The sequence below is a fragment of the Flagellimonas pacifica genome, assembly GCF_900215465.1.
In the GTDB taxonomy this organism is placed as follows: domain Bacteria; phylum Bacteroidota; class Bacteroidia; order Flavobacteriales; family Flavobacteriaceae; genus Flagellimonas; species Flagellimonas pacifica.
Map to the genome: position 1 here is coordinate 368,151 of NZ_OBEH01000001.1, position 24,817 is coordinate 392,967.

The window sequence follows — 24,817 nt, forward strand, 5'->3', positions numbered from 1 at the left end:
TAATGGTTTTTATTTTTTGAACAGGTCATACTTTAATCCGAAGGTCAACCTTTTTTCATAAAATTCAACTTGTTGTGTTCTGTTTTCAACACCTTGATAATAACGCAACGGCTGATTGGTGATATTGTTCAAATCAGCATACAAACGCAAGTTTTTATTGATGGTAAATGAAGCATTCAAGTCTACAAAAAACTGCTTGTCATAATATCTGTCTTCAAAAGAATTCTCACCCAATTCATCAATATAAGCATCTGAAAAATTGGTAGATAGACGAAGGCTGAACTTTTTATCCGCATAGCCCAATGAACCATTGAACATGTTTGGGGCTGTTCCTGGAAGATCTATATTCTCTCTAATTTCATCTCCATTTCTGATTCCATCAGTTGAAGAGGTAAGCATTGTATAATTTAAATAGATGCTCAAGTTTTTGGCAAACCCAGGGAGGAAATCCAATTGTCTTTGGAATGCCACTTCGGCACCAAAAATGGAAGCACTATCACCATTTAAAGGCTGGAACAGATCATACCCTGTGGCTGTATCCTCACTCAATGATGTATAGATAAAATCTTTGATATCCTTATAGAATACCCCTCCAGATATGATTCCAACTGACTCAAAATAATGTTCTGCCACCAAATCAAAATTCATGGAGCGGGTTGGGTCCAATTCTGCATTTCCTGTTTCAATTTCCTCATCTTCATTGATCACATTTCTAAATGGAACCAAATCCACATAATTAGGCCTTGCAATGGTGTTGGTCCAAGCAAAACGCAACACCGTTCGGTTGGTTGGGTCAAATTTAAAGTGGATTCCTGGAAGTACATTGGTATAGGAACTCTCATCACGAACTTCGTTAAAGCTCTCAAAATCTCCTTCATCATCAAAAATCACTTCATTGCCTAAACTATTGATTTTTGTATTTTCAAGCCTTACCCCAGCGAGTACAGATAGTTTTTCTGAAAGTTTTTGATTGGCCATAACATAACCCGCGTAAACTTTTTCATCCACATCAAAATTTCCTGCCAAGAATTCATCCTCTACTGAACTTTTATCAAAGCTAGCTGCATTTGAAAAATCAAGTCTCCCCAAAAAAGCCGGATCAACAAACTCACCAGCAGCATATTGACCTCCGGCCAAGAAATCAGTTTTAGTATAGTCACTAACCTCTACATCAGCTAACGTGTCAAAACCACTAACAGGCTCCACTTCTATAAAGTCATTGTCCCTTTCCTTATTTTTTGATTTAAATCTTGCGCCAAATTTTATAGTTCCATCCCCTGCCCCAAATATATCAGCTGGTATTTGAAAATTTAAAAACGCATTAAAATCTTTTTCTTCAGTAAACTGGTTTTCTTCGGTAAATTCCTTAAGCTCAAAATTGGAGAGTGTTGCATCAGAGGCATTTGAAGGACTAAAAGAAGGGTACCTTGGGTTTCCTAAATTTGCATTAATTCCAATGGCATCACCAATTTCATATTCGGCATAGCGTTCATTGGGTCTTTCTTCAGAAGCCATTGCATAAGAGGCCATCCAATCTACTTTTAAATTTCCAAGTAAATGGTTTCCTCCCAAGCTATAATTCTGCATACGTTGGTCTTCCAATCTTGTATTTTTGATTCGACCTCCAGGGATTCCACCTTTGGTCTGTCTTCGTATTTCACCTTCGTAACCAATGATATTCTCTGTACCATCGGCAAAAACTGGTTCCATTTTTCTGAAACGAAGACGAAATCTATTCTCACGATCATCACGCCAGTTATACATTGTTTTTAGATAGATGGTATTGTTTGCATCAAAAGCATAATCCACATTGGCAGAAAAACTTCTGCGGATACGCTGAACCTGATAGGTTCTGATATCTGATTCTTCTACAAATGGATTTACCTCAATATCTTCTTCAGTCAATGGACTTTCCGCTTCATTGACCCATTCGGCCTCAACATTGTCTGAGCCAAAGTCCACATTGTTATAGGAGGTAGCAATCATCCAGCCAAACTTGCCATTTTTGGTACGATCCCCATATAAAAAACCAATATTGTATATAGGTTCATCATTTATGAAACTCACGCCTGAACCCAGAGTTGTTGATAATCTAAAACTTTGTGGTGAGGAGCGTGTGATAAGATTGACAGACCCACCTAACGCATCACCATCCATGTCTGGAGTAACCGCTTTATTCACCTCAATGGTCTGAATCATATCCGAAGGAATCAAATCCATCTGAACATTCCTATTATCTCCTTCTGCGGATGGAATACGACTACCGTTAAGGGTTACAGAGTTCAGTTGTGGAGCAAGCCCACGGACAATAACATTTCTGGCCTCGCCTTGATCTACTTGCATTGTAATACCAGGGATACGTTTTACCGCATCGCCTATATTTGCATCTGGGAATTTCCCTATTTGATCAGTGGATACTACATTGGTAATGTTTTGATTGGTCTTTTGGGTATTCAGCGCTTTTGCTTGACCGCTCAATCCATAAGCCGATACTTGTACCTCATCCAACTCCAAACTCTTAGGATTTAAATTGATTGACACAACCGTAGTTTCTCCACCTTTTATATTTATGTTTTGTTCTATGGTAGCATATCCTAAATAGGATATTTGAAGGGTATGGTCTCCGGTTGGAACATCTAGTATTGTAAATTTTCCGTCAAAGTCGGTAATTGCTCCTTTGGACAATTCCGAGATTATAACGTTTGCCCCTGGAACATAGATTCCATTTTGATCAGATATGGTTCCTTGAATATTACCTGTTTGGGCAAAAACAGATAATGGAAGAAAAATTAGGATAAAAAACTGTAAATATTTTTTCATTTCTAAGTGGTTGTTATTTCGCCACAAAGAAATTATTATGTCTAAAAAAAGGAGTTAGCTAATTTTTAAGAATAAGTCATTTTTGATGTCTTTTTCAAAGCAGTTTAGAATAGCTTAACAATGAACTAACAAAAAACCCCCACTAAAAAGTGAGGGTTCATCAATTTTTTATTGCTTAAGTCATTAAGCTTCAAATGGGTCAATGGAAACAAATGATTTTCCACCAGCCTTCTTTTGAAACTTTACTATACCATCAACTTTGGCATGCAATGTATGGTCTTTTCCAAGGTAAACATTTTCACCAGGATTGTGTTTTGTTCCTCGCTGTCTAACAATAATGTTACCAGCTACCGCAGCTTGTCCACCAAAAATCTTAACACCAAGTCGTTTCGATTCTGATTCTCTACCGTTTTTTGAACTACCTACACCTTTCTTATGTGCCATGATATTTAAATTTTAGTTCTTTCTATTTGTTTAAAGCCTCTATTAAATCAGCTTTCTTCATAGAGGAAATACCAGCAATTCCTTTTGCTTTTGCCATTTCCTTCAATTCAGCAACAGTTTTTCCGCTCAAATCCTCAGCTACCTTTTTTGGGGCTGCTTTCTTTGGAGCTTCTGCTTTCGCTTTTGCTGGAGCTGCTTTTTTAGGTTCAGCCGCTGGCTTTTCAGCTTTCGCTTTTGCCGGAGCTGCTTTCTTCGCTCCTTTGGCTACGATACCTTCAACAACAATCTCAGTCAAATATTGTCTGTGACCATTCTTTACACGGTAACCTTTACGTCTTTTCTTTTTAAAGACGATTACTTTATCTCCTTTTAGGTGTTTTACTACTTTGGCCTCAACAGCCGCACCTTCTATGACCGGGGCGCCAATGGTAACGTTGCTTCCGTCATCCAAAAGAAAAACTTTGTCAAAAGTGACTTTTTTGCCTTCTTCCGTCTGTAAACGATGAACGTACACCTTCTGGTCTTTTGCAACTTTAAATTGCTGCCCTGCCATCTCTACAATTGCGTACATAATGCGTTAATTAGATTAATTATTTTCGCTTTACTAAAATTAGCGGGTGCAAATATACTGCTAAATCCTTAATGCACAAGTATTATTGGGGCATTTGAAACTTATTTTTTTAGATTATTGGAGGTTTTGAAAAGTTGCATAAAAGATAATGTTAAAACCAAGGTGGTGGTAAAACCCATAATTGCCACGGTAAAAAAAACGATGGCTTCAAAATTATGATAATCCTTTGCCCATACCTCAGAAAGTTCATCCAAGAAACCCGCATCCAGTTCGGTTGCATAAAATGCAAAGAAAATAGTGAACAACAAGGTAGCTACAAATCCGGTTGTAATACCTGCCATAAAACCCTTACCGTAACCAAAATCCTTTCCCAACCTTAACTTGAAATACTTGATAGTCTCATAGATTCCAAAACCAGTGATTACCCCATTGAACAAACTATAAAAAACATTGGTATGCTTTCCCATGAGGGACAAAATCAGGAAATAGGCTATAAGAACGGCACTGGTAACCATACCAAAACGAATGGGCAAGGATAAATTTTTCATTTCGCTAAATTTATGGATGGATGTATAATTTACTGAATATTGACGAATTATGCTACAAATTCTTGTTAAAGACTTACCTTGTAATCTCTAGATTTTTTAATTTTTGTCCCCATTTAATGTAACATCAATTCAAAAATTGACACTAATCCTATTTATTAAACCATTACAAAACACATGATCATGAAAAGATATTTGCTATCCATGCTTTTCATATGTGCAACGGGCTACTTTGCAAATGCCCAAGAAGTTGCTTTTGAAGAGTACAATCTGGACAATGGGCTCCACGTAATTCTACATCAGGACAATACTGCTCCGGTTGTAACAACAGCTGTTATGTACCATGTAGGTTCCAAAGATGAAGATCCAGAAAAAACCGGTTTCGCCCATTTTTTTGAACATCTTTTGTTTGAGGGAACCAAGAATATTGAGCGCGGTGAATGGGACAAAATAGTCGCATCCAATGGCGGAAGTGGAAATGCAAACACCTTTCTGGACCGAACTTACTATTATGAAACATTTCCATCAAACAGTTTAGAAACTGGATTGTGGTTAGAGTCTGAAAGATTACTTCACCCGATAATAGGCCAAGTTGGTGTAGATACCCAGAAAGAAGTTGTACAAGAAGAAAGAAGATTACGGGTTGACAACTCCCCTTATGGAGCTTTCTTTGAAGTATTACTTAAAAACTTATACAAAAAACATCCATATAGATGGGGTGTTATTGGCTCTTTGGATCATTTGGCCAGTGCAACTCTGGATGATTTTAAAAATTTCAATAAAACCTATTACGTACCTAACAATGCTGTTTTGGTAGTGGCCGGAGATATTGATGTCTCCAAAACAAAGAAAATGATCTCAGATTATTTTGGCCCAATACCTAGAGGAGCTGAAATAAATAGAACAAATGTGGTTGAAGATCCCATCAACAATACCATACAAACCACATATTATGATCCCAATATTCAAATTCCCGCTATTTTATTGGCGTATAGAACTCCGGGGCAAGCCGAAAGAGATGCTTATGTAATAGACATGATCTCTACTTATTTAAGTGATGGAGAAAGCTCCAAACTATACAAGAAATTGGTTGATGAGAAAAAAATTGCCCTTCAGATATTTTCTGTCCCTATAAATGCCGAAGATTACAGTTCCTATGTTGTTGGAGGTCTTCCTGTGGGTGAAAATTCAATCAAGGATATCAAAAATGAGATTGATGCTGAAATATTGAAAATACAAACAGACCTTATCTCAGAAAAGGATTATCAGAAACTACAAAACAAATTCGAGAACAACTTTGTGAATGCCAATAGTAGTATAGCTGGAATTGCCAATTCTCTTGCTGAGAATTATATGTTGAGGGACAACACCAATCTCATCAACACCCAAATTGACATATACCGCTCCATAACACGAGAAGAGATTAGGGAAGTTGCCAAAAAATACTTGAAGGTGAATCAAAGGGTGGAGTTAGAATATTTACCAGAACAAAAAGAAGCCAATTAAGATGAAAAAGTATATCATTTTTTCCGTTCTGTCAATCTTTATGGCAGTATCACATGCCCAAATAGATAGAAGCAAACAACCCAAACCTGGACCTGCTCCAGAAATCAATCTACAGGAGCCAGCTCGTTTTGAATTAAACAATGGCCTTAAGGTCATGGTAGTAGAAAATCACAAATTGCCCAGGGTTTCCATGCAGCTATCCATTGATAACCCTCCCGTTTTGCAGGGCAATAAAGCAGGTGTAACAGATTTGACCTCAAGTCTTCTGGGAAAAGGGTCCAAATCCATTTCCAAAGATGATTTTTATGAAGAAGTGGATTTTTTAGGCGCTTCCATAAACGTAAGTGACCAAAGTGCCTCAGCAAACTGTCTTTCTAAATATTTTCCAAGGATTTTGGAACTAATGGCAGATGCTGCCTTAAATCCAAATTTCACCCAGGAAGAGTTCAACAAAGAAAAAGACCGGATAATTACTGGAATAAAATCTGAAGAAAAAGATGTTTCTGCCATTGCAAATAGAGTACAATTGGCATTGGCCTATGGAAAAAATCATCCATATGGCGAGATTACAACCGAAGAAACCGTAAACAATGTAACCCTAGCTGATGTAGAAAAACATTACAGAGACTATTTTGTTCCTGCCAATGCTTACTTGGTTATTATTGGTGATATAGAACTGGAAAACGTAAAAGAGCTGGTCACAACTCATTTTACTCCATGGTCAAAAGCTGCGCCACCATCTTTTAGTTATTCAAAACCAACTGACGCCCAGTATAACCAAATCAATTTTATTGATGTACCCAATGCTGTACAATCCGAAGTTGCTGTTCAGAACATTACTGAACTTAAGATGAAAGATGAAGATTATCTGGATGCTCTCTTGGCCAATAGAATATTAGGTGGAGGTTCACAAGCAAGACTGTTTAAAAACCTTAGAGAGGACAAAGGATATACTTATGGGTCATATTCTGGAATCCGTGCCAACAAGTATAGTCCTATGCGGTTCAATGCGTATGCACAGGTTAGAAATGCAGTAACGGACAGTTCCGTTGTTCAAATTTTGGATGAAATCAACAAAATTGTCCATGAACCCGTCACCGAAGAAGAGCTTACCAATGCCAAAGCCAAGTATGCAGGTAGTTTTGTAATGGCTCTTGAAAACCCTTCTACCATTGCCAATTATGCCTTGAACATAGAAACAGAAGATTTACCCAAGGATTTTTACAAAACCTATTTGGAACGAATAGAGGCCATCACGGCAGAAGATGTTCAAAAAGCTGCCCAAAAGCATTTTTCAACTAAAAATGCTAGAGTGATAGTTACTGGAAAGGGAAGTGAAGTCTTGGAGAATTTGGAAAAAGTTGACTTCAATGGCAAAAACATTCCTGTCCTATTTTATGACAAGTATGCAAGTAAAACGGAAAAACCAGATTACAGCGCTGCAATACCTGAAGGCATCACGGTTGAAAGCATTCTAAAAAAATATATAGAAGCAATTGGGGGTAAGGAAAAACTTGAAGGAGTAGAGTCTTATGCCATGATTGCCGAAGCTGAAATGCAAGGTGCCAAATTGGAATTGGAGATGAAAAAAACTACCAAAGACCAGTTTATGCAAGATGTAAAGGTGATGGGCAATTCCATGCAAAAACAAGTTTTAGATGGCGATAACGGTTACGTGGTCTCTCAAGGACAACGTAAGGACCTTACTGAAGAGGAAATCACAAAAATAAAGGAAGAATCTGCAGCATTTCCGGAACTGAACTATTTAGTTGCGGGTGGAATTACTTTAGAAGGTGTTGAAACTGTTGGTAATAAAAAAGCCTATAAACTCAAAATCACGGATAGCAAGTCATCTTTTTATGATATTGAAACTGGACTTAAACTTCAAGTGATAAATCTTGAAAAAGTACAGGGGCAACAAATGACAAATACTTTGGAATTTGACGATTACCAAGAAGTATCAGGAATAAAATTTCCATTTAAGCTCACCCAAACCATGGGGCCACAAAACCTAGAATTTATTGTTAAAGATATCAAGGTCAATGAAGGAGTAAGCCCTTCAGATTTTGAATAACTTTCATCAACTTTTATTTAAAGACGCCCTTTGAGGCGTCTTTTTTTTGTTGACCATATACACCCCAAAAAGTATCACCAAAGCGGCAATAAATTGCCATAGTGTGAATTTTTCTCCATCCACCAAACCCCAAAAAATACCAACTATTGGAATCAAATAGGTGACTGATACAGAAAAAACCGCGGTAGAAATCTGAATCAATCTATTGAACATAATCTTGGCCACACAGGTACTGATTATACATAAGGCAGCAATATATCCCAGAGAAGTTAAAAAATGCGGCCCGGCTACAACCTCCCTATCCAAAAATCCAGAAAATAGGAGAACAATTGTTCCAGGGATTAATATTACAGCAAAATTTCCAACCGCAATCCCCATTGGCGAAACGTTTTGCAATTTACTTTTTATGATATTGGCGTTGCATGCATAGCATATTGTAGCAACAATGACAAACCCAGCATACCAATAATTCTGATCAGGATTTACCGTTGTACCAAAGAAAATTAGAAATGCCGCTCCTATCAAACCAATAACAACACCCAAAAGTTGATTCCGGTTAAACCCTACACCAAACGCAAACAATCCAATAAACAAAGTAAAGAGCGGCACCAAGGAATTTAAAATGGAAGCTATACTACTATCAATTTCCGTTTCGGCAAAAGCAAACAAAAACATAGGTATAAAACTCCCAATGATACCGGAAACCCCAACCCAAAACCATTCCTTTTTGGATATGGTCTTCATAGATTTAAATCCAACAACAAACAAAAAAAAGGTAGACAATACAGCCCGAATGGCACCTAGCTGAATAGGGCTAAAACCTCGTAACCCCTTTTTAATCAAAATATAGGATGTACCCCATATTATGGAAAGCGTTATTAAGTAAACCCATTTTTTGTTATGCCCCTGCAAAACTCAATTTTAAGATGCAAAAGTGCGCCTTATTTGAGACTTTTTATCATTATATGGTTTAATTTTGCACTTTGAAAGTTTTCTGGTTGAAACATTCCATTGTACACGGATTTGTATTGCTCTACTTAATAGCCATGGTGCGTCCAATTGCCCCTGTCATTGAGTACGTTATCAATGAAGATTATATAGCAGAGTTTCTTTGTATCAATAAAGACAAGATAGAACTGCAATGTAATGGAAAGTGTTATCTGATGCAGCGTCTTTCAGAACAAAATGAAGAAAAGGGGAAAAATCTTCCCAAAATAACCTTAGAAGAGTACCCCATTGGTTTTATAGAAATTACTTCTTGCTCCTCCGGAAGTAGAACCGACCATTCTTTACAGCACATTTTTGGTTATTACAACCATTACAACTATTTGTTCTTTACCAGTAGTTTCCACCCTCCAAGTATTTTTTCCTAACTATTCCCTAAATCAACATTTATTTAAAGGCTATAGAAATATTGCCTAAAACTTCAATTGCAAAAACCGAATGAAAATATATATATCGGTCATTCTTATGATGGCCACAATTACATTTTATGCACAAGAAACAAATGATCAATATCAAAAATGGTCAGCCGGAAGGCCTGATGGCCATGCCCCAATCTCTGTAATGGGAGATCATATGCATGGCAAGGGAGAATGGATGTTCTCCTACCGATACATGCACATGAATATGGGAGATCTTAAATTGGGAAGTGATGATACCACAACCGACAGTGCTTTGAACAATTATATGGTAACCCCAACCAATATGCCCATGAACATGCATATGTTAGGTGCCATGTTTGCTCCAAGTGATAAAATCACCCTAATGGTAATGTTCAATTATTTATCTATGGAGATGGAACACCTTACCAGAATGGGAGGAGCTTTTACAACAGAGGTTAGTGGCTTTGGAGATGTCAATCTTGCATTACTCTATAAATTTTTCAACAAAAACCAACAAACCCTTCATGGACAATTAGGGTTTTCTATTCCAACCGGAAGTATTACGGAAAGTGATGTTACCCCGGCTTCTACACCAAATGAAACGGAATTGCCCTATCCTATGCAATTGGGCAGCGGTACTTTTGACCCTAATCTGGCATTGACCTATTTGGGTCAGAACGCCTCCATTTCTTGGGGAAGTCAGGTAAAAGGTGTTTTCCGTATTGGAGAAAATGACCGTGAATTCCGTTATGGAAACCGATATAACCTCAATAATTGGCTTGCCATAAAAGTAGCTGACTGGTTAAGTTTTTCGGCACGACTTGAAGGTTTGATCATTGGGGAAATTGAGGGAACAGATCCTAACCTAAATCCAATGATGGTTATTACTGCCGATACTACCAATTCTGGAGGAACTTTTATGAACGGTGGTGTTGGGTGCAATATATATTTACCCACAGGCGCCTTAAAAAATCTTAGATTTGGTTTTGAACTTGCTGCACCTTTATATCAAGACCTGAATGGCTTACAGCTTAAAAACAAGGAGACCCTGACCTTTGGTGCTCAATATGCATTCTAAATTTTAAATCCTGGGACGTTTACCGTCCCAGGTCAATTCAACTTTATGACCAAGAGAAAATTTATACAACTTAATCGAAAATGGCATCGGTACTTGGGGGCTGTTTTGGGTATTCAATTTTTATTGTGGACGCTGGGGGGATTATACTTCAGTTGGACCAATATTGACGAGATCAGAGGAGATAATTTAAAGCAATCTAAACCGTCCCTTTCCATTTCGGATGATTTTGTTTCGCCGAGTACTTTTTTGAATACTGGGTTTACTTCGGAAGACAACGTTCAATCATTGGAATTGACCACTATTCTAACTAATCCTATTTATAGGGTTGTATTAAAAACAACCGATGGGGTAAAAGTTAAGCTTTATAATGCCAAAACAGGCAAGCAAAGATTACCTCTAACAGAAGATGAGGCTGTTCAAATAGCAAAAGAAGGCTTAAAAATTAGCGCTAACCTAACGAACGTAGAATACTTGACCGAAACTGGAAAGCATCATGAATATAGAGGGAGACCCCTGCCCGCCTATGCCATTACTTTTGCAAAACCAGCAAATACCACAATTTATGTTTCTCCAGAACATGGAAACATTCAAACATTTAGAAGTAATAAATGGCGAGTTTTTGATTTCTTTTGGATGCTGCACACCATGGATTATGAAGGCAGGGATGATTTCAACAATCTATTGTTAAGAGCTTTTGCCTTTTTTGGGCTTTTTACAATTTTTTCAGGTTTCAGTCTATTCATAATCACCTCAAAAACAATTCAAAAAAGTTTCTTTAGAAAAAAATGAAATAAAAAGGGCAGGTTATCTCTTACATACCTGCCCAAGTTTCATCAACTATAATCTTAAAAACTATATTGAATAAAGGCCGATAAATTTCTGCCCGGATCATTAATAGGTACTCTTCCAAAATCAGCTTGATTAACAAAGGAAAAGTTCAAGTGATTATTATAGGTAACATCAAAAACGTTCATTGCGGCCACACCAATATTCACATGCTTAAACGGTTTTGCTCCAAATCGAAAATCCACAATACCATAACCGTCAGTAATCTGCTCTCCAAAAGATGGTGCAATATCTGATTGCTCTGAAGTAAGTGTGTATGTTGCTCTAGCCCATATTTTTTTCTTTTCGTAGCGTAAATTAAAACGTGTAACCAATGGTGAGGTAAGAGGAAGTGCTTCATCCAAATCCTTGTTTTTGGTATAAACGTAAGCAACTTCGGTCTTGAAATTAAAATCGTTTAAAAATTGTAGCTCTCCATATACTTCAAAGCCAGTTTTATAAGCATCATCAACGTTGGTAAAACGCTTAACTTCCCTAGGTTCTGCCATAGGCATGTATTTTTTCTGTATCGATGGGTCAATCAATCCAGCAATATAATTGTCATAAACAGCGTAGTAGGCAGAGGCTCCATAATTAATCTTATCTAAAAAGGACTCGGCAAACGTAGCTTTTGCCTTCATTCCTAATTCAAATTGATTGTTCACTTCAGCATTCAAAAAAGGATTTCCAACATATTCATAAGGGTCTTGCCCTGCATTAAAATGGTTGATATACCTTTCCAACATATTGGCTGACCGCACACCTCTTCCATAAGCCAATTCGAATAGGATATCAGGAGTTGCCATATATTTTATTGAAGCTGTAGCGCTAACGTTGTTCTCCGTTCTACTATCCAATTCCGGATAGAGTGCTACAAAATCTTCCGCAGGGGTATCACTTTTAGAGTATACCATGTCATATCGTACTCCAGCGTTTAGCAAGAGTTTTTTTGCCAACGGATATTTCCCTTCCACAAAGACACCATAGTCATCTATTCGGGATTCTTGCCATATATCATCAGTGAACTCCATGGGCATTGGAAGTAGATCACCATTCATATTTTGTTTCATTGTGCGGACTCGCTCTCCATTTCTACCTATGGAGATCATATCTACCCCGGTGAACAGTTTGAAATTGGCAGATGGCTTCCATTTTAGTTCTATCCGCCCTCCCATTGTGGTGGCATCAACCGTCGAGATTCCGCTCATACGTACAAAACTAGGTCTTAAAGTATTGGACATTATATGATCTACTTTTGAACGATATGCTTTGGCACTCACCTCTTTTAAAGCCCCTTTTAAATCTTTTACCTTGTAATCCAAGGAAACTATAGTGCTATTATCCTCATCTGTGTCCATGGGCAGACCAGCATGCATAACATCCCGTCCAAATGATTGCCTGAACCCAAGCTGAAACCGTTGTGTTGTGCCCAAATTATATCCAAGCTGTACCCCATAATCCGTACTCTTGAATGAGGCGGGTATTTCATTTCCATCGCCATCTTCATAATCACCAAAATCACGATACCCTACATTAAAATTCACATCGTACTGGTCATGTACATACTTTAGGTTTGCCAAGGTTGTAATCGAGTTTCCATTGCTTTCATCACCAAAATTGATCTTGCCATGATAGCCTTTTTCCTCTTTTTCAACTTCTTGGGTCACAAGATTAATGACACCACCAAATGTAGGCCCATATCTAAAAGTATAAGGCCCTTTTACCACCTCTATGCGTTCAATTTCCTCAGGAATCACATGAGTGGTTATTGGGTCCATTCTGTTGGGGCATGCATGCATCACTTTGGTACCACCATTAAATTGGACATTTAACTGCTCGTACTGTGATGCGCGAAAAGAAGGATCTATAGCATAGTTTCCGCGCTTGATCAGTGCAAAACCATTTAAGCCATTAAATAGGTCGGCCACATTCTTGGGCTGAACTATTTTTTTCGAATTTTCGCTCCTGACCATGGAAAAAACAGGGTCAGATTTACTCTCTCCGGTTATTAGGACTTCATCCAACCGAATAAGTTTGTTTGTTAAAGAATCTTGCTCGTTTTGAGCCTGGACATGAATTATGCACGTTCCGAGGAGCAAGGCTAAAAGCCTTGCTTTTATATGAGTTTTCATTTTAAATAAATGTTTAAGATTATACCTATTTGGTGAGAATGACAATCACCTGATGCTGTAACAAAATCTTAAACAATTGGAGGTTTATGGGAAATACCGCTAAACTTATAGGAATACGTAATGGTATAATGAAAGTATGCTTTATGATTTTGCCCAATAAAGAGAACACTATAAGAAGACAGGTCCTTTATAAAAAATAATGTTTGCTCCCAACCAATCAGAGGCATCGGCAATTCTTTGTCATCATCTTGTGTTACCAACATTTGGGACAACATACACTTTCCCTCGCATTTTAGCTCAGGCTTATCTGTATTCTCGCAAAGCGCTTCTATGAATCCCTCCCTATCAACACTATAATATAGATACATAGATGAAAACCGAAGATTGCTCACCAAGACCAAGGCAATAAAAAGCGCCGAAAAAACAACAGATCTATATTTTATATATGTTGCTGATTTCAATAGAATTATTTTAAGAACCTAATCTTTGGCAAATTTACTGGCGATCCCATTCTTAAAACCTGATAATTGTCACTCTTTTAACTACTATAAAATTCCCTGGAACATCTCAGTGGAATAGAACAACAATCCCTAAATTTGTTGTTCAAATACACATCATGAAAAAACTCATCTTTTTACTCCTTTTGGCCCCATTCGTTTTGTCCGTTTCCTGTAAACAAGAAAAGAAAGTAGACAATAAACTTACCCAAATGCAAGAAGTAATGGCAATCCATGATGAAGTAATGCCAAAAATGGGAACCCTAGGTAAATTAGTGGGTGAACTCAAGAGCAAAGTTGATACAACTGCCACAGGACAAGAGTATGAAGCTGCCATGAAAGATTTACAAGAAGCCAACAAGGCCATGATGGATTGGATGAGAAGCTTTGGCCTCCGTTTTGACTCTGATGAAATTCTAAATGGTAAAGAACTTACCGAAGAAAAACAGAAATGGTTGAATGAAGAGGAGGTTAATGTAAAGGCTCTTAAAGAGCAAATCAATTCCAGTATTGAAAAAGCCCAAGGTTTATTAAAGTAAAAGTCGCACTATTTTTTCCAACGTAGTGTTTCCATTATTCTTCTAATGTCTTTTTGCAAATAAGCCGCCGCCGGGAGAATGGAGTCATAATTTGGCTTGGCATAGAAATAAAGAGACCCTGTTACAAAGTGGTTTGTACTGTCCGTTACATAAAACTGGGATTGTGATGCAGCATCTCCACTTACCTCATAGAACATCCCGTAAACTTCATCTTCAGGATTTATAAAAGGTTGCTCAACAATATTATCTGCCTTTACAACATGCTCGTACGATAGTTTTTGGGCATCGGTCAGCAAGGTCTTGAGGTTATCATCCACCGGTTTATAGGTAAGGTAAACCGATCCTTTCATCATTGGGTAATCCAAAACCAATGAACAATCCTTGTTTTCTTTAATGTTTGATATGGTGTTGAGTTCAAAGGTATAGGTGCAATCTCCTCCAATATTTTTATATTTTGCTTCAGGATATTCCAGCCGCAACATCGCTTTGGGTTTGGGCAATACTTCTTCCTTACAACCTACAAAAAGTATAAGGAACATAACAAGTACTGGTAGTGTGTCAACCTTCATGGGGCAATGTAATTTTAATGCGTTTTAATCTTTTTTTATCTAAACTTTCAACAACAAATTGATAATTCTTGAATACTACCTTTTCTCCTCGTTTGGGAAAACTTCCTGATATTTCCAAAACAAATCCTGCAATGGTCTCAGATTCTCCTTTCTGATTTTCAAACTCCTCTTCGTCCTCAATTTTTACCACCCGATAAAAATCTTTCAGCGTCGTTTTTCCATCAAACACATAATTATGGTCATCCAATTTAGAGTAAACAAGGTCCTCATCATCAAACTCGTCGCTAATGTCACCAACAATTTCTTCAATAATGTCTTCCAAAGTAACAATTCCGGAAGTTCCCCCATACTCATCCACCACTACAGCCAAATGATTCTTTTTATCCTGAAACTCCAAAAGTAAATCATCCAATTTCTTGTTTTCCGGAACAAAATAAGGCTCCCGTATCAACGACATCCAGTTAAAGTTCTTCCGGTCTATATAGGGCAATAAATCTTTTACATATAAAACACCCAATACATTATCCATATTTTCAGAAAAAACCGGAATTCGGGAATAGCCGTTCTTTTTTATTTCTTCAAGAACTTCAGGGAATTTCATTTCCTCGTTTAACGCAAAAATGTCAATTCGAGGCCGCATGACCTGTTTGGTATCCGTATTGCCGAAGGTTACAATCCCCTCCAAAATTTTCTGTTCTTCTTTTGTAGTATCTCCTTCCGATGCCAGTTCAAGGGCCTGAGACAGATGATCTACACTCAGGTTTGATTTCCGTTTCCCCAACTTTTCCTGAAGAAATCCAGAAGCGGAACTCATAGGAGAACTTAAAGGTGTAAACAAGAAGTTCAACATTTTTAAAGGAATGGACATGAAATGTGAAAACTGAATCCTATTCCTATTGGCATAAATCTTTGGAAGAATCTCACCAAACATCAAAATCAAAAAAGTAGCCACAACAACTTCCAAAAGAAAACGTACCGATACAACTCCAAACAAAGTTTGGTTAACCTCAGAGAAAATGACATTTCCAATGGAGCTAAACAATAGTACAATGCCAATATTGATGGCATTGTTGGTAATTAAAATAGTTGCAAGTAGCTTTTTGGGATTTTTCAATAATTGAACGATAAGCTTACCTCGAGAAGTATTTTCTTCATCCAGTTCGTTCAAGTCGGTTTGTGAAAGTCCAAACAAAGCTACTTCTGCACCCGAAATAAGGGCAGAACATGCCAAAAGTAGTATGAGCACAATCACTTTTGCGGTGAAAATACCGCTAAATGTGGTTAAGAAAATTGCCAAACAATAGGGCTCGGGATCCAAATTTGTATTGTTTAAACTTACTTTTTAGAACGGCAAATCATCATCCTGCTCTGTTTCTTGAACAGGCGCAGGGTTGGAAGGCTTTACCGGTTCGCTCTGCTGGGTTGCTGTGGGCACCTGTTGAGCATTTGCCATACTTTCCTTTTTGGTTGATAAAAACGTAAAATCTTGTACGTGCACCTCAGTGGTATATCGGGTATTCCCATCTTCACCTTGCCATTGTCGATTCTTCAACCTTCCTTCAACATAAACTTTATCTCCTTTACTCAGGTATTTTTCGCAAATTTCAGCGGCTTTGTTTCTAACTACAATGTTGTGCCAATCTGTATTGGTCACTCTTTCTCCCGTTTGTTTGTTGGTATAGGTCTCATTGGTAGCCAAAGGAAACCTTCCTATACAATTGCCCCCTTCAAAATAGTGGATTTTTACTTCGTCTCCCAAATGCCCAATCAGCATCACTTTATTTAATGTCCCGCTCATAATTTTTTAATTAATCAAAAGTACTAAATTTTATATGTCTTGATGAAATCTGCAATCAAAACAGGCACCGGAAAAGACGTAATCGTTTCCCATGAAATTCCCTCTTTTAATCTATCCGTAGTTTCCAAAATCCAAAACCGGGTATGCAGGTGTTGGTGCGAAAGTTTGTGAATTAATGGTTCTTTATTATATAATGTTAATGATTCTATTTTTGGAAAACCACTTTCCTCCATAATCTGTTCTTTAAGTTCCACCAAATTCAAAGCTTTTTTAGCTTCCAATAAGGGAAATTGATAGAGGTTTTGCCAAATGCCCTTTCCTCTTCTTTGCTCCAATGCCGTGTTTCCATTTGGATCTATAAAAACCAAATAGTTAAAATATCTGTTCTTGATTTTAATCTTATTGATTTTTACAGGAAGTTCTGTCACTCTATTTTCCTTAAGTGCAATACAACTTTCATTCAAAGGGCAGTGTAGGCAATATGGTTTTTTAGGAGCACATTGGATAGCTCCAAACTCCATAATTCCCTGATTATAGTCCCGTATATTCTCAATATGCATGACCTCTCTGGCCAATTCCTTAAAGTATTTGATTCCTTCTGTGCTATTTATAGGTGTATCAATACCAAAATATCTGGATAAAACCCTATATACATTCCCATCCACAACAGGCTCCGGTTCATCAAAACAAATTGATGCAATGGCGCTTGCGGTATAATCGCCAACGCCTTTTAATTTTTTAAGTTCTTTATAAGTATCTGGAAACCCTCCAGCATATTTTTCAACCACCATTTTGGAAGTTGCGTGAAGGTTTCTGGCCCTGGAATAATATCCAAGTCCCTGCCATAACTTCAAAACTTTCTGCTCATCAGCGTTGGCCAGATCGTAAACTGTAGGGAAAGCTTCCAAAAATTTATAATAATAAGGCATTCCCTGGGCAACTCTGGTCTGTTGCAACATAATTTCAGAAAGCCAAATTTTATAGGGGTCCTTTGTGGTTCTCCATGGGAGTTCACGCTTGTGTTGGCCATACCATTTTAGAATACGCTCAGAAAAAGTCATGCAAGAAAATAATAAGCGTTAAAAGTATCAGTTTATATACTTAAAATTAAAGGGTTTAAACAAAAGATTAATTTTAATTTTTATATTTGCAAGCCTAAAAAAATAAGAAAATAATAATACGAAATGACGAAAGCGGATATTGTAACTAGAATCTCAGAAAAACTAGGTATAGAAAAAGGAGACGTACAAGCGACTGTAGAATCTTTTATGGAGGAGGTAAAATCGTCCTTAGAGAATGGAGATAATGTTTATTTAAGAGGTTTTGGAAGCTTTATCATAAAGACCAGAGCGGAAAAAACAGGTAGAAACATTTCAAAAAACACTACCATTAAAATTCCAGCACACAATATACCTGCATTTAAACCTGCCAAGGTTTTTGTTGAAGGTGTAAAAAGCAACGTTCAAGTAAAATAAAATATAACTAACACTAAAGGAAGAGCCATATGCCGAGTGGTAAAAAAAGAAAAAGACATAAGGTAGCTACCCACAAGCGTAAAAAACGCAGAAGAGCTAACCGACACAAGAAAAAGTAGTTGTTGCAACTACTTTTTCATTTTACACACATACGTTCTTTGACATAGAGATTCAAGTAAAGAATTTCAATTGGTTTGCTAGCAAACCAATTCTATATATTGTTTAATCATTTATACCTCAATTTAAGAGGGTAAATAAAAATCGATTCAGGTGAATAGAGAATTAATTGTTAGATCTAGCGCTGATGCAGTCGATTTTGCCTTACTAAAGGATGGAAAACTAATTGAATTACACAAAGACGAGGACGACAACAACTTTTCTGTTGGGGATATCTTCCTAGCCAAGATAAGAAAACCCGTCACTGGCCTTAATGCGGCATTCGTAAACGTAGGTTATGAAAAAGATGCGTTCCTGCACTACCATGACCTTGGTCCGCAATTGTCCTCCATGCTGAAATTCATTAAAAAAGTTAGAACGGGAAAGCTAAAAGATTATTCCCTAAAAGATTTTCCATTTGAAAAAGATATAGACAAGAATGGCAGTATTAACGAAGTTATTAAAGCCAATCAGTCATTATTGGTACAGATTGTAAAAGAACCCATTTCCACTAAAGGACCACGAATAAGCTCCGAGCTTTCCATAGCCGGACGTTATTTGGTAATGGTTCCTTTTTCGGACCGTGTTTCCGTTTCACAAAAAATAGGAAGCAAAGAAGAAAAAGACAGGTTAATACGACTTGTAAAAAGTATTAAACCCAAAGGATTTGGAGTAATTATACGTACCGTTGCAGAAGGCAAAAAAGTTGCAGAGCTTGACAAAGATCTTCAGAATTTGTTATCCAAATGGATATCAATGTGCAAGAAATTGCAAAAAGCACCTCATCCATCCAAAGTTTTGATAGAGCTCAATAGGGCCTCATCAATATTACGGGATGTTTTTAACGATTCCTTTACAGGAATACATGTAGATGATGAGACGCTACATGATCAAATCAAGGATTATTTACATGAAATTGCGCCCCAAAAAGAATCCATTGTAAAACATTATGCTGGTTCGGCACCAATTTTTGAGAAGTTTGGAATTGAACGCCAGATTAAAACTTCTTTTGGTAGAACAGCCTCAATGAGCAAAGGAGCCTACCTTGTTATAGAGCATACCGAAGCACTTCACGTAGTAGATGTGAACAGCGGTAACCGTTCTAACAAGGCCAAGAACCAAGAAGACACAGCTTTAGAAGTAAACCTATTGGCCGCTTCTGAAATTGCACGTCAACTTAGGCTTCGCGATATGGGTGGAATTATTGTTATCGACTTCATTGACATGACCAAGGGTGATCACAGAAGAAAGCTGTATGACCACCTTAGGGATGAAATGAAAGATGATCGTGCCAAACATAAAATTTTACCTCCAAGTAAATTTGGATTGGTACAAATTACAAGGCAAAGAGTTCGTCCAGAGATGAATATCAAAACAAGTGAGCAAAATCCAAATGGTTCAGGAACCGAGGTAGAAGCTCCCATTGTTTTGATTGATAAAATCAATGTTGATCTAGAGCGAATCATGAAAGGCAATCAAAAGGATAGTGGCATAATATTGAACATACATCCTTTTATTGCAGCATACCTTACAAAAGGATTTCCATCTGTACGCTACAAATGGTTTTTGGAGCATAAAAAGTGGATAAAAATCCAACCAAGGGATGCCTACACATACCTTGAATATCGTTTTAAAAACAAAGACGGTAAAACAATTAGATAATACAAAAAGCGACTTCAGCAATGGAGTCGCTTTTTTTGTTTTATATATTTGAAAAATGCACTCTTCCAAATCTTACACCCTTACCGAAGCTCAGAAGAAAATAGAGCGTTACTGCGCCTATCAAGACCGCTGTCACAAGGAAGTGTTGGGGAAATTAAGGGAAATGCGAATGATTCCCGAAGCCATCGACCAAATTATGACACATCTTATCCAAGAAAATTATTTGAATGAGGAACGCTTTGCCAAAAGCTATGCAAGAGGCAAGTTTTCCATAAAGAAATGGGGGAGAAATAGAATTGTGAACGAGTTAAAACAGCGTCAAATTTCAAGTTACAATATAAAAAGTGCTTTAAAGGAAATCAATGAAGAAGACTACTTGGACACCCTGAACACTCTTGCCCTTAAACGATTAGCACAAATTCATGAATCCAATCTTCAAAAGAGAAAGAAAAAATTGGCCGATTATCTCCTTTATCGCGGATGGGAAAGTAATCTTGTATACGAAAAATTAAAAGAATTGATCTAAGCTATCGCCATTTCTCCACCAACAAACGATGGGTGCGTATTACAGCTCTTTCGTTTTTCCAGTCAATCCATTTTTGACCTTTCATTTTGCGCATTAGATTATCAAAGTGACGCATGAAAAATATATTGTAGATAGCCTTTCCAAAATTTCGAGGTTTCCTCGGTATTGCTCTCAAGCTCATAGAAAATCCAGGGGTCATATATTTCATGTGATGCCAATATCCCTCAGGTATATAAAGTAAGTTTCCATGTTCCAATTGGGCAACATGTCCTTTTGCATGTTTCAACGCTGGCCATTTTTCTAAATCAGGATTTGCAAAATCAATATCCTCACGGGTAATTAAGGAGTGTGGAATCTTGTACAAAAACTTGGTTTCGGATTGAGGAAAAAGAATACATTGTTTTTTTCCTTCAAAATGAAAATGAAAAATATTGGCCAAATCAATATCATAATGCATAAAGGTGTGGGAGTCACTACCTCCAAAAAATAGCATAGGCAAGCCCTTCATCAATCTTAGTCCAAAATCTGGATACTTAAAATCTTTTTGAAGCATGGGAACCTCTTTCAAAACATTCCAAAGAAATATGCGGTATTTGGTGGGTTCTCTTTTTAGTAGGTCTACATAGTCCCGCATCTTCATTTTGGCGTGGGGCTCATTGAATCCCTCGTCATGCCGCACCGGCCTATCGTCGTATAAAGGGACCGTTTTATTGCCTGCAATCTCCTTTATATAATCAAAATCCCATTTGGAATAGGCAGGCCAATCCTCAATAAAGTGTTCAATGACCACCGGTTTTTGAGGTTTAAAGTATTTATGGAGAAATTCTTTTTTGGAAAGCGTTTTCTCTCGAGGAATTTGTTCAAGGTTAAGCTCCAAAATTTAAATGATTTTGAAACAGCTAAAATAATAAAAAGGTTTTTACACAGTTTTTGTAAGTCTATTCCTTAGCAACCAATTTTGATTTTTGCTTTGCCACCTCATTGCGTTCAATGGTATGTTCTGGGCGCGACCATTTTGGTTTCTCTCCCAAAGGTTGGAGTTCAGAATCTTTGGCCTCAACAGTTTTGGGCTGAGAAATTTTAGTGAAAGGCTTTTGTGGATTCAATCCCAGCAACTTGAACATTTCCATATCCTCATTTACATCGGGATTAGGTGTAGTCAATAATTTATCCCCGGCAAAAATAGAATTTGCCCCAGCAAAAAAGCACATTGCCTGCCCTTCGCGGCTCATCTCTGTTCTACCTGCAGACAGTCTAACCTGTGTTTCTGGCATTACAATTCGAGTAGTGGCCACCATTCTTATCATTTCCCAAATAGAAACGGGCTCCATGTCTTCCATAGGAGTACCTTCAACAGCCACAAGCGCATTTATTGGTACTGATTCTGGTTGCGGGTTAAGCGATGAAAGTGCAACGAGCATACCTGCACGATCTTCCAAGGCTTCTCCCATTCCAATAATTCCGCCACTACATACAGTAACATTACTCTTACGCACATTATCAATGGTCTCCAATCGGTCTTCAAAAGCGCGGGTAGAAATCACATCTTTATAATAATCCTCCGAAGTATCAAGGTTATGATTGTAGGCATAAAGTCCTGCTTCAGCAAGCCTTTTTGCCTGGTTTTCCGTTAGCATTCCCAGAGTACAGCACACTTCCATATCCATTTTGTTGATGGTACGCACCATTTCCAATACTTGATCAAACTCCGGTCCGTCCTTTACATTTCGCCATGCAGCTCCCATGCAGACCCTAGAACTTCCAGATGTTTTAGCACGAAGTGCCTGGGCTTTTACGTGCTGCACACTCATCAAATCATTCCCCTCAATATCGGTGTGGTATCTGGCTGCTTGTGGACAGTATCCACAATCTTCCGAACATCCTCCTGTTTTAATGGAAAGTAAGGTAGAAACTTGCACCACATTTGGGTCATGATGCTGTCTGTGAATCGTTGCGGCCTCATATAACAACTCCATCAATGGTTTGTTATAGATATCTAAAATCTCTTCTTTCGTCCAGTTATGTCGTGCTACAATCATGGGTTGAGTATAAATCAAGGTCAAAAATAGGTCTTTTCCTAAAAAGCTGTAATAATATCACCTTAAAAAGAAAAAGGCCATGATAATTATCATGGCCTTTTTTTCATATGATCAGGGATTTATTCTAAATCTTTTATCTCTTTCTCTATACCTCCTTCTTCTTTTTTATCAGATGAATCAGTTATATCTTTACCTTTCAGGTATTCAGGTAATTGCATTCCTGCCATATTGAACATCTCCTGTAATGGCGGAACTGACTTGTACATGCCTGAGATAAAATTAGCCGTGGAATTTTTACCATCTTCTGAATTTGCTCCGGAATCCCAAACAGTGACCTTGTCAATCTTGATATTTTTAATTGCCTCGGCTTGTTTTTCAACCAATTCTGGTAATTTATCAGCAATAAGCAATAGTGCTGCATCCTTCGGGTTATCTCCAGCAGCTTTCACAATCCGATCAAGCCCTTCTGCCTGTTTGGTCAAAACTTCAAAAATACCCTTGGCTTCGGCCTCTGCTTTAAACAAAATAGCATCAGCTTCACCTTTTGCTTTTCTCCGAATCATTTCGGCTTCGGCTTCGGCATCAATTTCAACTTTTTTCTTGTCAATTTCTGCAGGAACTACAATATCCGCCATTTGTGAGCTTCGTTCCCGTTCAGCTCTTGCTATTTCCGCATCTTTTTCAGCCGCATAGGATTCTTCCAAGGCTTTTGCAGTCTGTACTTTCTCTGCAGCTATTGCGGTCCGTTCTGCCTCTGCCTCTCTTTGTCTCCTAAGGGAATCTGAGTTGGCAACATCAATTTTTGCGATGTTTTCCCCTTCTACAGCTTTGGCATTTGCGGCTGCTACCTGGGTTCGTTCATCTTGAACGGCATTGGCTTCTCCAATAGATCCATCTCTATTCTTTTCGGCAACCGATTTACGTGCCGCGTTAATTGCATGTGCCGCAGCCTCTTTACCAAGAGCTTCAATATAACCAGATTCATCAACAATATCTGTAATGTTAACGTTGATGAGTTTTAATCCCACCTTTTTCAATTCTGATTCAACACTCTGGGAAATGTTGGACAAAAATTTATCTCTGTCCGAGTTTATTTCCTCAATGTCCATGGAGGCGACCACCAAACGAAGTTGACCAAAAATGATTTCTTTGGCTAAATCTTGTACCTCTTGCATTCCCAATCCCAAAAGACGCTCAGCAGCATTTTGCATGATTCCGGGTTCGGTGGAGATACCAATAGTAAACCTTGAAGGGACATTTACCCTAATATTCTGTCTACTCAAAGCGTTGGTCAAATCCACTTCTATGGAAATTGGGGTCAAATCCAAAAACTCATAGTCTTGGATAACGGGCCAGATAAAGGCCGCACCACCATGAATACATTTTGCAGAATTACCAGAACCTACTTTTCCATAAACCACCAGTATTCGGTCAGATGGACATCTTTTATACCTTCGAATAAAGGAAATGATGATGATAAAAAAGAACAGTATGGCAAAGCCAATAGTTAAGAGCGAAGCTCCTCCGCCCAATTGTAAGGGAATTAATAGCATATGGTTATTTATTTAGGAGTTTAACAATCAATATTCCGTTATCGGTAACTTTGTGAACCTTTACAACATTACCTTGCTTAAGGTCTGCATCTTCATCCGTCAATGCTTCCAATTCTCGAAGTGTTCCTTGCACATTGATGCTCACCTTTCCAATACTAGATCTATTGGCACCAATGGTAAGGTATACTTCCCCAATCTGATTCAGAGCATTTTTTAGTTTCAAAGTCCCGCTACTTTGCAGCTTGCTCAAATAATAGAACAAAGAGGCCATGGCCAACATCATTAGCAGTCCACAAACAACCGAAACCAAAATAGTTACGCTGGTTGAAAGGTCATTTTCAATACATGAGATTCCCGACCAGCCAAAAATGGTGAAAAACCCCATGAGGTTTTTAAAGGAAAGAAACTGAAACCCTATTCCACTATCTCCATCTATGTCTGCATCAATATCACCACTTACATCCTCAACATCTCCTCCAACGAATGTTAAAACCATTAAAACCAAAAGCACAAAAGAGCCAATGATGGCGGTAATCCAATAGACTTTTTCAAATAATGTAAGGGCGGTAAACCATTCTTCCATAATCAATAGTTTTTAGGTTGTTATTTCGATGAAAAAAGAT

The 24,817-nt window shown here is 37.8% G+C and carries 24 protein-coding genes; 9 read left to right on the top strand and 15 right to left on the bottom strand.

The window, feature by feature from the left end; all coding sequences use genetic code 11:
• Positions 1-9: 9 nt before the first annotated feature.
• The 4 genes from CRO15_RS01635 to CRO15_RS01650 form a co-directional block, all read right to left on the bottom strand.
• The gene (locus CRO15_RS01635) at positions 10-2,820 is read right to left on the bottom strand and encodes a TonB-dependent receptor (protein ID WP_097043994.1); all 2,811 of its coding nucleotides are present in this window, start codon (positions 2,818-2,820) and stop codon (positions 10-12) included.
• 183 nt (positions 2,821-3,003) lie between these two features.
• On the bottom strand, positions 3,004-3,264 hold the full coding sequence (rpmA, locus tag CRO15_RS01640) for a 50S ribosomal protein L27 (RefSeq protein WP_097043995.1): 261 nt from the start codon (positions 3,262-3,264) through the stop codon (positions 3,004-3,006).
• Positions 3,265-3,286: 22 nt separating this feature from the next.
• Entirely contained in the window at positions 3,287-3,835 is a 549-nt protein-coding gene (rplU, locus tag CRO15_RS01645) for a 50S ribosomal protein L21 (protein WP_097043997.1), read from the bottom strand.
• 101 nt (positions 3,836-3,936) lie between these two features.
• The gene (locus CRO15_RS01650) at positions 3,937-4,383 is read right to left on the bottom strand and encodes a DUF4199 domain-containing protein (RefSeq protein ID WP_097043999.1); all 447 of its coding nucleotides are present in this window, start codon (positions 4,381-4,383) and stop codon (positions 3,937-3,939) included.
• 180 nt (positions 4,384-4,563) lie between these two features.
• Here CRO15_RS01650 and CRO15_RS01655 point away from each other — a divergent pair, with 180 nt between their 5' ends.
• Both CRO15_RS01655 and CRO15_RS01660 read left to right on the top strand, forming a co-directional pair.
• Positions 4,564-5,886 (top strand): M16 family metallopeptidase, encoded by a 1,323-nt coding sequence (locus CRO15_RS01655; RefSeq protein ID WP_097044000.1) that lies wholly within the window; start codon positions 4,564-4,566, stop codon positions 5,884-5,886.
• 1 nt (position 5,887) lies between these two features.
• Positions 5,888-7,960, top strand: a complete 2,073-nt coding sequence (locus CRO15_RS01660) for an insulinase family protein (protein WP_097044001.1) — start codon at positions 5,888-5,890, stop codon at positions 7,958-7,960.
• Between the two features lie 6 nt (positions 7,961-7,966).
• Here the strand turns inward: CRO15_RS01660 and CRO15_RS01665 are convergent, their stop codons facing one another.
• Positions 7,967-8,872 carry a DMT family transporter gene (locus CRO15_RS01665; protein ID WP_097044002.1) on the bottom strand — a complete coding sequence of 302 codons (906 nt, stop codon included), beginning with the start codon at positions 8,870-8,872 and terminating at the stop codon, positions 7,967-7,969.
• Positions 8,873-8,958: 86 nt separating this feature from the next.
• Between CRO15_RS01665 and CRO15_RS01670 the strand changes: the two genes are divergently transcribed.
• The 3 genes from CRO15_RS01670 (at position 8,959) to CRO15_RS01680 (ending at position 11,212) form a co-directional block, all read left to right on the top strand.
• Complete coding sequence (locus CRO15_RS01670; protein ID WP_243396877.1) at positions 8,959-9,333, top strand: hypothetical protein; 375 nt, start codon at positions 8,959-8,961, stop codon at positions 9,331-9,333.
• A gap of 70 nt (positions 9,334-9,403) precedes the next feature.
• Positions 9,404-10,423 (top strand): transporter family protein, encoded by a 1,020-nt coding sequence (locus tag CRO15_RS01675; protein WP_097044003.1) that lies wholly within the window; start codon positions 9,404-9,406, stop codon positions 10,421-10,423.
• Positions 10,424-10,468: 45 nt separating this feature from the next.
• Entirely contained in the window at positions 10,469-11,212 is a 744-nt protein-coding gene (locus CRO15_RS01680) for a hypothetical protein (protein ID WP_097044005.1), read from the top strand.
• Between the two features lie 56 nt (positions 11,213-11,268).
• Here the strand turns inward: CRO15_RS01680 and CRO15_RS01685 are convergent, their stop codons facing one another.
• Positions 11,269-13,380, bottom strand: coding sequence for a TonB-dependent receptor domain-containing protein (locus tag CRO15_RS01685; protein ID WP_097044007.1), 2,112 nt, complete (start codon positions 13,378-13,380; stop codon positions 11,269-11,271).
• A 68-nt stretch (positions 13,381-13,448) separates the two neighbouring features.
• Positions 13,449-13,841 carry a hypothetical protein gene (locus CRO15_RS01690; RefSeq protein ID WP_133067189.1) on the bottom strand — a complete coding sequence of 131 codons (393 nt, stop codon included), beginning with the start codon at positions 13,839-13,841 and terminating at the stop codon, positions 13,449-13,451.
• Between the two features lie 155 nt (positions 13,842-13,996).
• On the opposite strand from CRO15_RS01690, the gene CRO15_RS01695 reads away from it, so the two are divergent.
• A complete protein-coding gene (locus tag CRO15_RS01695) occupies positions 13,997-14,416 on the top strand; it encodes a hypothetical protein (protein ID WP_097044010.1) in 420 nt (139 codons plus the stop codon).
• Between the two features lie 8 nt (positions 14,417-14,424).
• Here the strand turns inward: CRO15_RS01695 and gldD are convergent, their stop codons facing one another.
• Genes gldD through mutY form a run of 4 tightly spaced genes read right to left on the bottom strand, consistent with a single transcriptional unit; the run spans position 14,425 to position 17,844 of the window.
• On the bottom strand, positions 14,425-14,985 hold the full coding sequence (gldD, locus tag CRO15_RS01700) for a gliding motility lipoprotein GldD (RefSeq protein ID WP_097044012.1): 561 nt from the start codon (positions 14,983-14,985) through the stop codon (positions 14,425-14,427).
• Positions 14,975-16,303, bottom strand: a complete 1,329-nt coding sequence (locus CRO15_RS01705; protein ID WP_097044014.1) for a gliding motility-associated protein GldE — start codon at positions 16,301-16,303, stop codon at positions 14,975-14,977. Before CRO15_RS01705 ends, gldD begins: the two co-directional genes overlap by 11 nt.
• Before the next feature lie 24 nt (positions 16,304-16,327).
• Positions 16,328-16,783, bottom strand: coding sequence for a single-stranded DNA-binding protein (locus CRO15_RS01710; RefSeq protein ID WP_097044016.1), 456 nt, complete (start codon positions 16,781-16,783; stop codon positions 16,328-16,330).
• Positions 16,784-16,806: 23 nt separating this feature from the next.
• Entirely contained in the window at positions 16,807-17,844 is a 1,038-nt protein-coding gene (gene mutY / locus CRO15_RS01715; protein ID WP_097044017.1) for an A/G-specific adenine glycosylase, read from the bottom strand.
• Between the two features lie 123 nt (positions 17,845-17,967).
• On the opposite strand from mutY, the gene CRO15_RS01720 reads away from it, so the two are divergent.
• From CRO15_RS01720 to CRO15_RS01730, 3 genes are all read left to right on the top strand, one after another.
• Positions 17,968-18,258, top strand: a complete 291-nt coding sequence (locus CRO15_RS01720; RefSeq protein WP_036380395.1) for an HU family DNA-binding protein — start codon at positions 17,968-17,970, stop codon at positions 18,256-18,258.
• Between the two features lie 270 nt (positions 18,259-18,528).
• Entirely contained in the window at positions 18,529-20,076 is a 1,548-nt protein-coding gene (locus tag CRO15_RS01725) for an Rne/Rng family ribonuclease (protein WP_097044018.1), read from the top strand.
• 55 nt (positions 20,077-20,131) lie between these two features.
• Positions 20,132-20,602 carry a regulatory protein RecX gene (locus CRO15_RS01730; protein ID WP_097044020.1) on the top strand — a complete coding sequence of 157 codons (471 nt, stop codon included), beginning with the start codon at positions 20,132-20,134 and terminating at the stop codon, positions 20,600-20,602.
• 1 nt (position 20,603) lies between these two features.
• Here the strand turns inward: CRO15_RS01730 and CRO15_RS01735 are convergent, their stop codons facing one another.
• The 4 genes from CRO15_RS01735 to CRO15_RS01750 form a co-directional block, all read right to left on the bottom strand.
• Complete coding sequence (locus CRO15_RS01735; protein WP_097044022.1) at positions 20,604-21,479, bottom strand: cupin-like domain-containing protein; 876 nt, start codon at positions 21,477-21,479, stop codon at positions 20,604-20,606.
• Between the two features lie 61 nt (positions 21,480-21,540).
• Entirely contained in the window at positions 21,541-22,641 is a 1,101-nt protein-coding gene (bioB, locus tag CRO15_RS01740; protein ID WP_097044023.1) for a biotin synthase BioB, read from the bottom strand.
• Between the two features lie 119 nt (positions 22,642-22,760).
• Positions 22,761-24,194 (bottom strand): flotillin family protein, encoded by a 1,434-nt coding sequence (locus CRO15_RS01745; RefSeq protein WP_097044025.1) that lies wholly within the window; start codon positions 24,192-24,194, stop codon positions 22,761-22,763.
• 4 nt (positions 24,195-24,198) lie between these two features.
• Positions 24,199-24,777, bottom strand: coding sequence for a hypothetical protein (locus CRO15_RS01750; RefSeq protein ID WP_097044027.1), 579 nt, complete (start codon positions 24,775-24,777; stop codon positions 24,199-24,201).
• Between the last annotated feature and the right edge of the window lie 40 nt (positions 24,778-24,817).

What these genes read in the sequence shown, in the direction of transcription:
- CRO15_RS01635 (WP_097043994.1), bottom strand. Translation starts at nt 2,820, where the DNA reads ATGAAAAAATATTTACAGTTTTTTATCCTAATTTTTCTTCCATTATCT.
- rpmA (WP_097043995.1), bottom strand. Translation starts at nt 3,264, where the DNA reads ATGGCACATAAGAAAGGTGTAGGTAGTTCAAAAAACGGTAGAGAATCA.
- rplU (WP_097043997.1), bottom strand. Translation starts at nt 3,835, where the DNA reads ATGTACGCAATTGTAGAGATGGCAGGGCAGCAATTTAAAGTTGCAAAA.
- CRO15_RS01650 (WP_097043999.1), bottom strand. Translation starts at nt 4,383, where the DNA reads ATGAAAAATTTATCCTTGCCCATTCGTTTTGGTATGGTTACCAGTGCC.
- CRO15_RS01655 (WP_097044000.1), top strand. Translation starts at nt 4,564, where the DNA reads ATGAAAAGATATTTGCTATCCATGCTTTTCATATGTGCAACGGGCTAC.
- CRO15_RS01660 (WP_097044001.1), top strand. Translation starts at nt 5,888, where the DNA reads ATGAAAAAGTATATCATTTTTTCCGTTCTGTCAATCTTTATGGCAGTA.
- CRO15_RS01675 (WP_097044003.1), top strand. Translation starts at nt 9,404, where the DNA reads ATGAAAATATATATATCGGTCATTCTTATGATGGCCACAATTACATTT.
- CRO15_RS01680 (WP_097044005.1), top strand. Translation starts at nt 10,469, where the DNA reads ATGACCAAGAGAAAATTTATACAACTTAATCGAAAATGGCATCGGTAC.
- CRO15_RS01685 (WP_097044007.1), bottom strand. Translation starts at nt 13,380, where the DNA reads ATGAAAACTCATATAAAAGCAAGGCTTTTAGCCTTGCTCCTCGGAACG.
- CRO15_RS01695 (WP_097044010.1), top strand. Translation starts at nt 13,997, where the DNA reads ATGAAAAAACTCATCTTTTTACTCCTTTTGGCCCCATTCGTTTTGTCC.
- gldD (WP_097044012.1), bottom strand. Translation starts at nt 14,985, where the DNA reads ATGAAGGTTGACACACTACCAGTACTTGTTATGTTCCTTATACTTTTT.
- CRO15_RS01710 (WP_097044016.1), bottom strand. Translation starts at nt 16,783, where the DNA reads ATGAGCGGGACATTAAATAAAGTGATGCTGATTGGGCATTTGGGAGAC.
- mutY (WP_097044017.1), bottom strand. Translation starts at nt 17,844, where the DNA reads ATGACTTTTTCTGAGCGTATTCTAAAATGGTATGGCCAACACAAGCGT.
- CRO15_RS01720 (WP_036380395.1), top strand. Translation starts at nt 17,968, where the DNA reads ATGACGAAAGCGGATATTGTAACTAGAATCTCAGAAAAACTAGGTATA.
- CRO15_RS01730 (WP_097044020.1), top strand. Translation starts at nt 20,132, where the DNA reads ATGCACTCTTCCAAATCTTACACCCTTACCGAAGCTCAGAAGAAAATA.
- bioB (WP_097044023.1), bottom strand. Translation starts at nt 22,641, where the DNA reads ATGATTGTAGCACGACATAACTGGACGAAAGAAGAGATTTTAGATATC.
- CRO15_RS01745 (WP_097044025.1), bottom strand. Translation starts at nt 24,194, where the DNA reads ATGCTATTAATTCCCTTACAATTGGGCGGAGGAGCTTCGCTCTTAACT.
- CRO15_RS01750 (WP_097044027.1), bottom strand. Translation starts at nt 24,777, where the DNA reads ATGGAAGAATGGTTTACCGCCCTTACATTATTTGAAAAAGTCTATTGG.